The organism is Lentzea flava (genome assembly GCF_014648475.1).
Lineage (GTDB): Bacteria > Actinomycetota > Actinomycetes > Mycobacteriales > Pseudonocardiaceae > Lentzea > Lentzea flava.
Genome location: NZ_BMRE01000012.1, coordinates 97631 through 109124, shown reverse-complemented (window position 1 = coordinate 109124; position 11494 = coordinate 97631). Strand labels below are relative to the sequence as shown.

The following is an 11494-nucleotide window of genomic DNA, read 5'->3' as shown; positions in this document are numbered from 1 at the left end:
CACCTTCAGCGGCGCGGGTAGCGGTCGGTGACGTCGACCCCGTCCGGCAGCACCGCGAACAGGTCCACCGGCGTGCGCTGCGACACCATCTCCGTGCGGTGCAGGCGTTTCAGGCGGTCCCTGGCGACGGTGACGTCCTGCCGGGACGCGGTCAGCACGAGCACGGGGACCGCGCCCAGCTCCACGTGCGCACGGACGCGTTCGGCGTTGCCGCGCCCGAACTTGAGCACTTTCCCGTACCGCACCAGGTAGAGCAGGTTCTCCTCGCCGCGGGAATGCCGCAGCCGCACGACCTCGCCCGTCTCGGCGTTGCGACCCCAGGTGCCGTGCGACTTCGTCAGCCAGCGGAACCCGGTCCACGGCAACCCGTGGACGTCGGTCGCGAGCACGGTCCAGCCGGGCTGGAAGTACTTCGCCAGCCGGATCTTCACGGTCGTCGCGGCGATGAACTCCGAGTTCTCCCGCCAGGTTCCGTCGAGCTCGAGCCGGTGCGCGATCTTCTGCACGGCCGGATCCGGGACGGACCTGTCGTCCAGGCACACCAGGCACCGCGTGCGCCAGCCGACGCCGCAGGAGCGCGCGACACCGCACCAGCCGCACTGGTAGATCTGCACGTCGGCGCCACCCGGCCGGTCGTGCACCAGCTTCATCTGGTCCGACACGACCTGAAGGCAGGGCGCGCACAGGGCGCACCACGCGACCTCGGTGACCTCCTTGCGCGGCAACCGGGTCATGCAGTTGATGCACTGCTTCACTTCGTCCTCCCCCGCAGGGAAGCCTATTCCAACGCCCTTCGCAGGCGCGAGGAGACAAGAGCGTGACGGGGATCGGTGGCCGGGAGCATCAGGTGCAGCCGTTCGAGCACCTCGGCGTCCTCCGCCGTGTCGGCGAACGACAGCAGCGCGTCGGCGTCTCCCTCGTCCAGCACACCCCTGCGCACCGCGGCGGCGAGATCCGCCCGCTCCTCGCGCACGAGCGGTGCGTCCGAACGGGGCAGCAGCTCGCCGCTGTAGTGCCGGGTGGCCTGTCGCGCGTCGCCTGACCTCAGCGCCGTGCGGACGTTCAGGAAGTCGCCGTGGACGACGGCGTCCAGCCGGTACGGTCTGGTCAGCAGCACACCACCGAGCTGAGCGCGCAACCTGTGCAGCTCAGCGCGGACCGTGGTCGGGTTCCCTCGTTCACCATAGAGCAGCAATGCGAGTTGTTCGGCGGTCAGTCCCCTGGGGTGCAGCGCGAGTGCCGTGAGCACCTCCGCGTTGCGCAGCGTGAGGACCAGCGGCCGTCCGTCGAGGTCCGCGTGCAGCCCGCCGAGGAAGTTCAACGTCAGCACGTGCCCGCTCGGCACGAGGTGCTGCCGCAGGTGGTGCTCCGCGAGCTGGGCCGCGGCGGACACGAGCTGCGCGACGGCCGGGTGCATGGTCTTCAGCGGCCCGCTGACGTCGACCACGCCCAGCAGCAGCCCGCTGTGGGGGTCGCGGATCGGGCTCGCCGCGCACGTCCAGCCGTGGTAGGTCCGCACGAGGTGCTCGCGCGAGTGCACGGTGACGGGCTTGCCGGTGGCGAGCGCCGTGCCCATCGCGTTGGTGCCGATCGCGTCCTCGCTCCAGCGCGAGCCTTCGGTGAGGTGGACGCGTTCTGCCTTGTGCCGCACGCCGTTGTCGCCCTCGCACCACAGGATGTGACCGCGCGTGTCCGTGACGATCATGATCGTCTCGTCCATCGAGAGCGTGTGCTTGAGCAGCGGCACGGCGGACGCCAGCGGGTGGGTGCCGCGCAGGTCGGCGATCTCGTCCGGCGCGTAGACGACCGGCGCCTCGTGCCGGTCCGGGTCGACGCGCGCCGCGAGGGACCGCCGCCACGACTCGGCGATCACCGGCCGCGTTGCTTCGCCGAGGTCCGTCACCAGTTCAGGATGACGGTCCTTCTGGCGCCTCGCGTTACTCCTTTCGGATGCAACGTCGGTGAAACGTCGCACTACCTAGCGTCGCCACCCTGGTCGCAACGATGCGGGAGGTTTCGACGATGACGAAGTACGCGGCCCCAGGCCAGCCCGGGAGCGTGGTGACGTACCGGGACCGGTACGACCACTTCATCGGAGGCGAGTACGTGCCGCCCGCCAAGGGCGAGTACTTCGCCAACCCCACCCCGGTCACCGGCGAGGAGTTCACCGAGATCGCCCGCGGCACCGCGGAGGACGTCGACCGCGCGCTCGACGCGGCCCACGGCGCCGCCCGCGCGTGGGGCAGGACCTCCCCCGCCGAGCGCGCCAACGTCCTGAACAAGATCGCCGACCGCGTCGAGGCCAACCTCGAAGCGCTCGCGGTCGCCGAGACGTGGGAGAACGGCAAGGCCATCCGCGAGACGCTCGCCGCCGACCTGCCGCTCGCCGTCGACCACTTCCGCTACTTCGCCGGCGTGATCCGCGCCCAGGAGGGCGGCATCTCGCAGATCGACGAAGACCTGGTGGCGTACCACTTCCAGGAGCCGCTCGGCGTCGTCGGCCAGATCATCCCGTGGAACTTCCCGCTGCTGATGGCGGTCTGGAAGCTCGCACCGGCACTGGCCGCGGGCAACGCGGTGGTGCTCAAGCCCGCCGAGCAGACCCCGGCGTCGATCCACGTGCTGATGGAGCTGATCGCCGACCTGCTGCCGCCGGGCGTCGTGAACATCGTCAACGGTTTCGGCGTCGAGGCGGGCAAACCGCTGGCGTCCTCGCGGCGCGTCGCGAAGGTGGCGTTCACCGGCGAGACGACCACCGGCCGGTTGATCATGCAGTACGCCAGCGAGAACATCATCCCGGTCACGCTGGAGCTCGGCGGCAAGTCGCCCAACGTGTTCTTCTCCGACGTGGCAGCGCAGCGGGATGCCTTCTACGACAAGGCACTCGAGGGCTTCACGATGTTCGCGCTGAACCAGGGCGAGGTCTGCACGTGCCCGTCGAGGGCGTTGATCCAGAGCTCGATCTACGAGGAGTTCCTCGGCGACGCCGTGGAACGGACGCGTGCGATCAAGCAGGGCCACCCCCTCGACACCGAGACGATGATCGGCGCGCAGGCGTCCAACGACCAGTTGGAGAAGATCCTGTCGTACATCGACATCGGCAAGCAGGAGGGCGCCCGCGTCCTGACCGGTGGCGAGCGCGCGGACCTCGGCGGCGAACTGTCCGGCGGCTACTACGTGACGCCGACGATCTTCGAGGGCGACAACAAGATGAGGATCTTCCAGGAGGAGATCTTCGGCCCGGTCGTCGCCGTCACGTCGTTCTCCGACTACGACGACGCCATGAAGACCGCCAACGACACCCTCTACGGCCTCGGCGCCGGCGTCTGGTCGCGCGACGGCTCCGTCGCCTACCGCGCGGGCCGCGACATCCAGGCGGGCCGCGTGTGGGTGAACAACTACCACGCCTACCCGGCGCACGCGGCGTTCGGCGGCTACAAGCAGTCCGGCATCGGCCGCGAGAACCACCGCGTGATGCTCGACCACTACCAGCAGACCAAGAACCTGCTCGTCAGCTACTCCCCGAACGCCCTGGGCTTCTTCTGATGCCCCGCGTGGCGGTGACCGCGGAGGCGGCGGCGGTGCTCCGCCGCCTCCGGGCCTCGCACGGCGACCTGATGTTCCACCAGTCCGGCGGCTGCTGCGACGGTTCCGCGCCCATGTGTTATCCCGCAGGGGAGTTCCGCACCGGCGAGTCCGACGTCCACCTCGGGGATCTCGCGGTGGAGGAGTTCGTCGTTCCCGTGTGGATGTCCGCGGCGCAGTACGAGTACTGGAGCCACACGCACCTCACGATCGACGTGGTGCCGGGGCGTGGCAGCGGCTTCTCCCTGGAGGCGCCGCTGGGAATCCGGTTTCTGGTGCGTTCACGACTTCTCGATGCGGAGGAGCTCTAGTGGTGTGGCGCGGAACGTTGCCGGGGGAATTCGCGGTCAGACGGGTGCATCGTGGTGCCGCCCCCACTCCGTCGTACTGGTTGTACGGGGGCGTGGGGGCGGTGCCGCGAGGTGCCCTGCTGAGCGTGAATACCTCGCCAACGTTCCGAGTCGCACCACTAGCATCTGCGCATGACCGTCCAATGCGGATGCTGCGGAGCCGAGATCACGACGACGGGCCGCATCGACTACCGGTTGAACCGTCCGGAGCCGCTCATCGGCGTACGTGCCGAGCAACTCGGCGCGCCGACCGGCGGTCTGCTGGTCGGACCGGACGGTGACTCCTACATCCGTTGCCTGCTCCCGGTTCGGCTGACCGGCGGAACCGAGCTCGTGTTCGGCGCGTGGATGCAGATCAGCAAAGTCGACGCGATGTACGCGCACGCGGTGTGGGACAACGACAGCGAGTACGCGAACCTGCGCCTCGCCGGCACGTTCGCGAACTTCATCGCGCCGTGGGACCTGCTCGGCACGCCGGTCGAGGCGGCGGTCCTCAACGCCGACGAGCTGCCGTATTACACCTCGCACCCGTTGCTGGAGCGCGAATGGGACCGCGACGCGGTGCTGAGCTGCATCCGGCAGCCGCTGCCGGTGCCCGTCCGCGAGACGCTCGGCGAGGTCTGGACCATCGAGCGCACGGCGGGCATGCGCTGCACGATCGAGAACCTCACGGTGTGCTTCACGAGCCCCGGCCGCCGGGTGCGGCTCGACGTCTACGAGGACCGCACGGGTGGCAGCCTGAGCGACTTCCTCGGCGCGGTGCTGGAGGGCTATCCGGCGAGCGCCGAGCACTCCGTCGAGCACGACGGCGAGGAGCTGCGGCACGCGTTCTGGCTCAGCGAGGTCATCGACGGCAACGAGGAGCAGGTGTTCCACGGGCACGTCGTCCGTCGCGGCACCATGCTGTCCGTGCGCATCGTCCACCGCTTCCCCGCCGACCGGGCGTGGGCGCAGCACGTGTTCAACAGCGTCCGCTACGCCGGGGCTACGGGGCCTGCCCGAAGGTGAGCCGCATGTCCCGCGCCGCGAAGCTGACCAGCGGCGTGCGGCCGGTGAGGTAGCCGAGCGGACCGCCCACCGGGAACATCCACGCGGCCCGCACCAGCCGGTACCGCCCGGACAGGCGCATCCTCGTGCGCACGTCGCGGCCGTCGAGGCGCTGCGCGGTCCAGCCGGACGTGGACCACTCGCCGGGCAGCGGTACGCCACCGGTCACCGCCACCGCGGCGATCGACGAGCCCTCGCCGAACCGGGCGAGCTGCTTCGGGATGGCCCACAGCTCGCGGCCGCCCTGCTTCGAGGCCTCGCTGTCGACCCAGATCTGCGGCACCGACACGGCGACGCGGCCCCTGTCCCACACGGGCGTGGTCACGAGCAGCTCCTCGTAGGTGAGTTCGCTGCCCGGTTCGTACGACACGAACGCCACCGCCACGAAAGCGTTGCCCGCCAACGTGATCAGCCGAGCACCCTCGGGCAGGTGGGCCTGCGGCACCAGCTCCTGGGGCACCCGGAACAAGGAGATCATGAGGGAACCCCGCATGTGCCACGGCTCGGCTGGATACTGCACGCCCCCGACCGTACCGCGCGGGACGCGACCGTTCGCAACGTCAGGGAAATCCCAAGTTTGCCTGCGTGAGCTGGACCACATGTCCAGCCGGGCTCACGATTCCGCCATGAACGTCCTGCTGGCATTCGCACTCGCCGCGAGCGTGGCCGCGCCCGCGCCACTGCCTCCCACGGCGCCGTGCCCGGAGAACGTCCCCACCGGCACCACCTGTTACGAGGGCAGGGACGCCAACGGCGCGTACTACACGATCGCCGTGCCGAAGAAGTGGAACAAGACGCTGGTCGTGCACTCGCACGGCGGCCCTGACCTGGGCGATCCCACGCCCGAGCGCACGCGTGACGACCTGAACCGCTGGGCCGTCATGGTCAAGGAGGGCTACGCGTGGGCGGGCACCTCGTACCGGCGCGGCGGGTACGGCACGCGGATGGCCGCGGAGGACACCGACAACCTGCGCAGGATGGTCAGCGCGATGCTCAAGCCGCACAAGGTGTACCTCCACGGCCAGTCGTGGGGCGGCAACGTGGCGGCCAAGGCGATCGAGCTCTACCCCGGCTACGACGCGGCACTGCTCACCAGCGGCGTCCTGGCCGGCGGTTCGCGGGGCTACGACTACCGCGTCGACCTGCGGGTGGTCTACCAGTACTACTGCGGCAACCACCCGCGCCCGACGGAGGTGCAGTACCCGCTGTGGCAGGGCCTGCGTCCGGGTTCCACGCTGACGACCGCCGGGTTGCGCGGCCGCGTCGAGGAGTGCCTCGGCACGGCGGGCAACCGCACACCGGAGCAGCAGCGCAAGCTCACCGACATCCTGGCGGTCACCAAAATCCCCGAGGAGACGCTGAACTCGCACCTGAACTTCGCGACGTTCACGTTCCGCGACATCGTCCACAACCGACTGGGCGACAAGAACCCGTGGAGCAACGCGGGCGTGCGGTACCAGGGCTCGCACGACGACGCCGCCCTCAACGCGGGCGTCGAACGGTTCTCCGCGGACCCGGAGGCACGGGCAGCCCTGGCCTACGACAGCGACCTCACCGGGAAGATCGACATCCCGGTGCTGACGGTGCACGCGATCGGTGACCCGACGGCGTTCGTGGAGCACGAGTCCGCCTACCGCGACACCGTGCTCAAGGCCGGGCGGTGGTGGAACCTCGTGCAGACGTTCACGAACGAGGCCACGCACAGCGCCCTCAGCGACGCGGAGTACGCCTCCGCGATGCAGGCGCTGGAGAGGTGGGAGAAGTTCGGCGTGCGCGCCAACCCCTACCTGATCGCGTCCAGCTGCCCCGGCCACGACGAGAAGTACGGCACGGGCTGCTTCTTCAATCCCGGCTACAAGCCGAACTCCTACGAGTCGCGGGTCGCACCCCGCGCGTGACCCGGTGGTGACGAGGCCAGGAGGCGTGCCGGGCCTCGTCACCACCACTTGTCGACGGTCGAGGGGTCGGTCAGCGCGTCACGGACGTCGGTGTCGTCGTTGTGCAGCGCGCCGGTCAGGTTCGCTCCACGCAGGTCGGCCGACCTCAGTGCGGCGGCACGCAGGTTCGCGTCGCGCAGCAGCGTTCTGCTCAGGACCGCGCCGCTCAGGTCAGCGCTGCTCAGGTCGGCGCCGATGCACTGCGCGTCGGTCAGGTTCGCGCCGCGGAAGTCGGCGAACACCAGCCTCGCCTTGCTCAGGTCGGCCCGCGTGAGCACCGCGCCGGACAGGTCGGCCTTCTCCAGATCGGCCTCGCGCAGCAGAGCCCCGCTGAGGTCCGCACCCCGCAGGTTGGCCCCGGTGAGATCCGCGATCGAGGTCAGGTCCGCCCGCCCCAGGTCGGCCTTCTCCAGGTTCGCGCGGCGCAGTCGCAGGTTGCGGTAGCCGGTCCCGTTCAGGATGGAGCCGTGCAGGTCGGAGAAGCTCAGGTCGACGTTGTGCAACGGGAGGTTGCGCAGGTCGAGGCCGTTGAGACAGGCGGAGGTGAGATCGGTCCTCGCCCCTTTGTCCTGGCCCGTGTCGCGCCGGCCCAGCACGGTCAGCGCGGCTTTCGCGTCCGGCGGCAACGCCACCGGTTCCGGGCACTTCGACACGTGACTGTCCGAAGAGGCGCGTGCGCGGTTCGTGCGGACGAAGGCGGACAGGACCTCGACGATCGTGGGCTGGTCGCGCGGCGAGTCCTTGGCGAGCCGCTCCAGCGCGTAGATGGCCCCGAGACGCCCCTGCAGGTGATCGGGCCCCGTCCGGTCCAGCTGCTCGACGGACCTCGAGTAGCGATCGGTCAACTGCCCCTGCTCGGCCACGGCGTTCTGCCGGTGGGCCGCCGCGACCTGGTCGCGCGTGGCGTTGAGCGACAACCCGGTGAAGACCAGCGCACCGAGCGCGGTGAGCGCGGTGATCGCCTCCGCCACCGTCATCCCGCGCTCGCGGCGCCGCCGGACGCGGCCCCGGAACCGTCGACGAGACACCACCATGCCCAGGAGATCGCTCGAACGCCCCGATGTGCAACAACCGGGGTCTTGACCTCCAGCATGGTCGAGGTACGACGATCTTGCCCATGACCGACACCACCGACATCACCGACATCGAAAAGCTCGTCGCCACCGTCCAGCACGCCCAGCAGAACGAGCTCCCCGAGGAGTTCATCGACCTCTTCCGCGAAGACGCCATCTGGACCACCGCCCACGGCAAGCGACTCTTCGGCCGGGACGAGATCGCCTCCTTCACCCGCCAGGTCCTGCCCGGCGCGACGAAGGAGGCGCTCGCCACCTACGAGGTGTCGCACGTGCTGTTCATCCGGCCGGACGTGGCCGCCGTGAAGATCCGCCAGCGCCGTGTCACGCCCGACGGCGAACACCTCGACCTGGCAGAGGGTTCGCCGCTCTACGTGCTGTCCAAAGAGGACGGCGAGTGGCGGATCGCCGCCGGGCAGAACACCATCGTGCTCTAACGGGCCTGCAGGCGCTTCACGTTGTCGCCGAACGTCCAGTTCTTCGAGCCGTCCCAGTTGATCGACCAGGTCATCAGCCCCTTGAGCTGGCCGTTGAAGCTGCCCCACGCCTGGCTCACCAGCGACGGCGACATGTAGCCACCACCGGCCCCCGGCTGCGCGGGCAGCCCGGGCACCTGCTTGTCGTAGGGCACCCGGATCGTGGTGCCCTGCACGACCAGCCCCTTGTTGAGGCACTGGGTCTGCGCGACGAAGCCCTGCACGGTCCCCGCCTGGTAGCTGTCGCCGGAGCAGCCGTACATCGACCCGTTGTAGTACTGCATGTTCAGCCACCACAGGCGGCCGTTGTCCGCGTACTTCTTGATGATCGGCAGGTAGGCACCCCAGATGGAGCCGTAGACGACGCTGCCGCCCGTCACGTACGCGGTCTCCGGCGCCATCGTCAGGCCGAAACCCGGCGGCATCGCGGCGAGAACGCCGTCGATGATGCGAATCAGGTTGGCCTGCGAGACCGACAGCTGGTTGACGTTGCCACTGCCCACCAGCCCGGTCTCGATGTCGATGTCGCCGTCGAAGTTGTACTTCTTCAGAATCGGCACGACGGTCGCGACGAACCGGCTGGCCACGGCGGTCGAGCTCAGGTCGATGCCCGCCGCCGCGCCCCCGATCGACAGCAGGATCGTGGCGCCCGCCGCCTTCGCCGCGCACATCTCGGCGGGCGTCGCGACCTTCACGCCGGCGTCCATGCCGTCCTCCCACAGCACGGTGCCGTCGGAACGGATGACCGGGAACGCCGCGTTGATCACGTTGTAGCCGTGCTGCTTGATGCGGCTGTCGGTGATCGGGGTCCAGCCGAACGGCGGGTGAACCCCGTTGGACGCGCCGTCCCAGTTCTCCCAGTACCCGTGCAGGACCTTGCCCGCCGGGCGCGGCTTGAGCGCGCACGTGTCGGCCGCCTGCGCGGAGGCCGGGACGAGCACGACGGACATGAGCAGAAGCAGGGCTGTCAATGCCGAACGGGCAGACATTCGCTCACCTTTCGCGTTCAGGCGGCGACCCGCTGTCATTGAAGCATGAAATGGTCCAGACCTCTAGCGGAACTGGTGGTGGCACGAACCGAGCACGGCCTCACCCACCCGAAGGCTCGTGGTCGTCGCGCCCGACACGGGCGTGAGCCTCGGCGTCAGAAGCCCAGGGTCTCCTCCGAGACCTTCCACAGCTGGGCCGCGGCCTCAGGGTCCTGCGCGTAGGCAGCCACGCCGGAGAGCACGCCGCCGGTGTGCGGCTGGGCCTCGTTGCAGTCCTCGAAGTACTTGCCGGACAGGCCTTCCAGCAGTGGCGAGGTGGCCACGACCAGCGTGGTGGCGGCGCCCTGCTCCGGGGTCTTCACGCGGCGCGTGGTGGCGGCGCCGCTCAGGCGGATGCGCTCCTGCAGCTCTTCGGGGGTGAGGTGGCGCTGCAGGTTCGTGGCGATGCTGCCCGGCATGAGGGCGTTCATCGTGATGCCCTCGGACGCCCAGCGCTTGCCCGCCTCGACGCCGAACAGGATGTTCGCCGTCTTCGACTGGCCGTAGGCCTGCCAGCGGTCGTACTCGCGGTGCTCGTAGTGGAGGTCCTCGAACACGACGTCGCCCATCAGGTGCGCGGACGAGCTCACGTTCACCACGCGGGCGCCCTCGGCGCGCAGCGAGTTGAACAGGCCCAGCGTCAGCGTGAAGTGGCCGAAGTGGTTGGTGGCGAACTGGAGCTCCCAGCCCTCCGGCGTACGCGTCAGCGGGGTCGCCATGACACCCGCGTTGTTGATCAGCAGGTGCAGCGGGCCGTCCCAGTTGCGCGCGAACGCCTTCACCGACTCCTGCGACGCCAGGTCGAGGCGGGCGACCGAGATCTTCTTGTTGCCCGTGGCGGACATCAGCGAGGACGCCACGCGCTGGCCCGCGTCGACGTCGCGCGCCGCGATGGTGACCTCGGCGCCCGCGGTGGCGAGTGCGCGGACGGTCTCCACGCCGATGCCCGAGGCACCGCCGGTGACGATGGCGCGGCGGCCGGAGAGGTCGACGCCCTCCACCACCTCCAGCGCGGTGGTCTCGAAGCCGTCGCCGGTGGTGATCATGCCTGTTCCCCGATCTCGAGCGTCTCTTCGGAGACCTTCCACAGCTGGGCCGCGGCCTCCGGGTCGTGTGCGTAGGCGGCGAGGCCGCCCGACATGCCGCCGGTGTTCGGCAGCGCCTCGTTGCAGTCTTCGAAGTAGAGGCCGGAACGGCCCTCGACCAGCGGCGAGACGGCGAGCACCAGCGTGGTGGCCGCGCCCTGCCCGGGAGTCTTGAGCTGCAACGGCTTGTCGCCGCCGCGCAGCCGGATGCGCTCCTGCAGCTCCTCCGGCGTGACGTGCCGCTGCAGCGCCGTCATGATGACGCCGGGCATCAGCGCGTTCATCGTGATGCCCTCGGAGGCCCAGCGCTTGCCGGCCTCGACGCCGAACAGGACGTTCGCCGTCTTCGACTGGCCGTAGGCCTGCCAGCGGTCGTACTCGCGGCGTTCGAAGTGGATGTCGTCGAACACCACCGGGCTCGCCAGGTGCGCGGACGAGCTGACGTTCACGACGCGGGCGCCCTCGGCGCGCAGCGCACCGAACAGGCCCAGCGTCAGCGTGAAGTGGCCGAAGTGGTTCGTGGCGAACTGGAGCTCCCAGCCCTCCGGCGTACGGGTCAGCGGGGTCGCCATGACACCCGCGTTGTTGATCAGCAGGTGCAGCGGGCCGTCCCAGTTGCGGACGAACTCCTTCACCGACTCCTGCGAGGCCAGCTCCAGCGGAGCGACGAAGATCCGCTGGTTGCCCGTGGCCGCGGACAGCTCAGAGGCGACCTTCCTGCCCGCTTCGAGGTTCCGCGCCGCGATGGTGACCTCGGCGCCCGCGGCGGCCAGAGCCCGCACCGTCTCGACGCCGATGCCCGACGACCCACCGGTGACCACGGCGCGACGGCCCGAGAGGTCGACGCCCTCGACGACCTCCAGCGCGGTGGTCTCGAAGCCGAACGGCGTGGTGATGCGCTCACTCATCCGAT

Annotated in this window: 12 protein-coding genes; 5 read left to right on the top strand and 7 right to left on the bottom strand. The window is 69.7% G+C overall.

Annotated features, from left to right (window positions below; genetic code table 11):
• Positions 1 to 5 precede the first annotated feature (5 nt).
• Complete coding sequence (locus IEZ09_RS16795; protein ID WP_189254635.1) at positions 6 to 755, bottom strand: hypothetical protein; 750 nt, start codon at positions 753 to 755, stop codon at positions 6 to 8.
• Positions 756 to 778: 23 nt separating this feature from the next.
• Positions 779 to 1903 carry a GAF domain-containing protein gene (locus tag IEZ09_RS16790; protein ID WP_229812629.1) on the bottom strand — a complete coding sequence of 375 codons (1125 nt, stop codon included), beginning with the start codon at positions 1901 to 1903 and terminating at the stop codon, positions 779 to 781.
• Positions 1904 to 2022: 119 nt separating this feature from the next.
• Between IEZ09_RS16790 and adh the strand changes: the two genes are divergently transcribed.
• From adh to IEZ09_RS16775, 3 genes are all read left to right on the top strand, one after another.
• Positions 2023 to 3546: an aldehyde dehydrogenase gene (adh, locus tag IEZ09_RS16785; RefSeq protein ID WP_189254634.1), complete on the top strand. Its 1524-nt coding sequence runs from the start codon at positions 2023 to 2025 to the stop codon at positions 3544 to 3546.
• Positions 3546 to 3896, top strand: coding sequence for a DUF779 domain-containing protein (locus IEZ09_RS16780; protein ID WP_189254633.1), 351 nt, complete (start codon positions 3546 to 3548; stop codon positions 3894 to 3896). Before adh ends, IEZ09_RS16780 begins: the two co-directional genes overlap by 1 nt.
• Positions 3897 to 4067: 171 nt before the next feature.
• Positions 4068 to 4943 (top strand): hypothetical protein, encoded by an 876-nt coding sequence (locus IEZ09_RS16775; protein WP_189254632.1) that lies wholly within the window; start codon positions 4068 to 4070, stop codon positions 4941 to 4943.
• Here the strand turns inward: IEZ09_RS16775 and IEZ09_RS16770 are convergent.
• Complete coding sequence (locus IEZ09_RS16770; protein ID WP_189254631.1) at positions 4921 to 5502, bottom strand: acetoacetate decarboxylase family protein; 582 nt, start codon at positions 5500 to 5502, stop codon at positions 4921 to 4923. The genes IEZ09_RS16775 and IEZ09_RS16770 overlap by 23 nt on opposite strands.
• Positions 5503 to 5608: 106 nt before the next feature.
• Here IEZ09_RS16770 and IEZ09_RS16765 point away from each other — a divergent pair, with 106 nt between their 5' ends.
• The gene (locus IEZ09_RS16765) at positions 5609 to 6880 is read left to right on the top strand and encodes an alpha/beta hydrolase family protein (RefSeq protein WP_189254630.1); all 1272 of its coding nucleotides are present in this window, start codon (positions 5609 to 5611) and stop codon (positions 6878 to 6880) included.
• Positions 6881 to 6918: 38 nt separating this feature from the next.
• Here IEZ09_RS16765 and IEZ09_RS16760 read toward each other — a convergent pair whose 3' ends face one another.
• Entirely contained in the window at positions 6919 to 7947 is a 1029-nt protein-coding gene (locus IEZ09_RS16760) for a pentapeptide repeat-containing protein (RefSeq protein ID WP_189254629.1), read from the bottom strand.
• 89 nt (positions 7948 to 8036) lie between these two features.
• Here IEZ09_RS16760 and IEZ09_RS16755 point away from each other — a divergent pair, with 89 nt between their 5' ends.
• Entirely contained in the window at positions 8037 to 8429 is a 393-nt protein-coding gene (locus IEZ09_RS16755) for an SgcJ/EcaC family oxidoreductase (RefSeq protein WP_189254628.1), read from the top strand.
• Here the strand turns inward: IEZ09_RS16755 and IEZ09_RS16750 are convergent.
• From IEZ09_RS16750 to IEZ09_RS16740, 3 genes are all read right to left on the bottom strand, one after another.
• A complete protein-coding gene (locus tag IEZ09_RS16750; RefSeq protein ID WP_189254627.1) occupies positions 8426 to 9457 on the bottom strand; it encodes a chitinase in 1032 nt (343 codons plus the stop codon). The two genes, IEZ09_RS16755 and IEZ09_RS16750, sit on opposite strands and share 4 nt — an antisense overlap.
• A 155-nt stretch (positions 9458 to 9612) precedes the next feature.
• Positions 9613 to 10542 (bottom strand): SDR family NAD(P)-dependent oxidoreductase, encoded by a 930-nt coding sequence (locus tag IEZ09_RS16745; RefSeq protein ID WP_189254626.1) that lies wholly within the window; start codon positions 10540 to 10542, stop codon positions 9613 to 9615.
• Complete coding sequence (locus tag IEZ09_RS16740) at positions 10539 to 11489, bottom strand: SDR family NAD(P)-dependent oxidoreductase (protein ID WP_189254625.1); 951 nt, start codon at positions 11487 to 11489, stop codon at positions 10539 to 10541. The genes IEZ09_RS16745 and IEZ09_RS16740 overlap by 4 nt, the downstream gene beginning before the upstream one ends.
• Positions 11490 to 11494 lie beyond the last annotated feature (5 nt).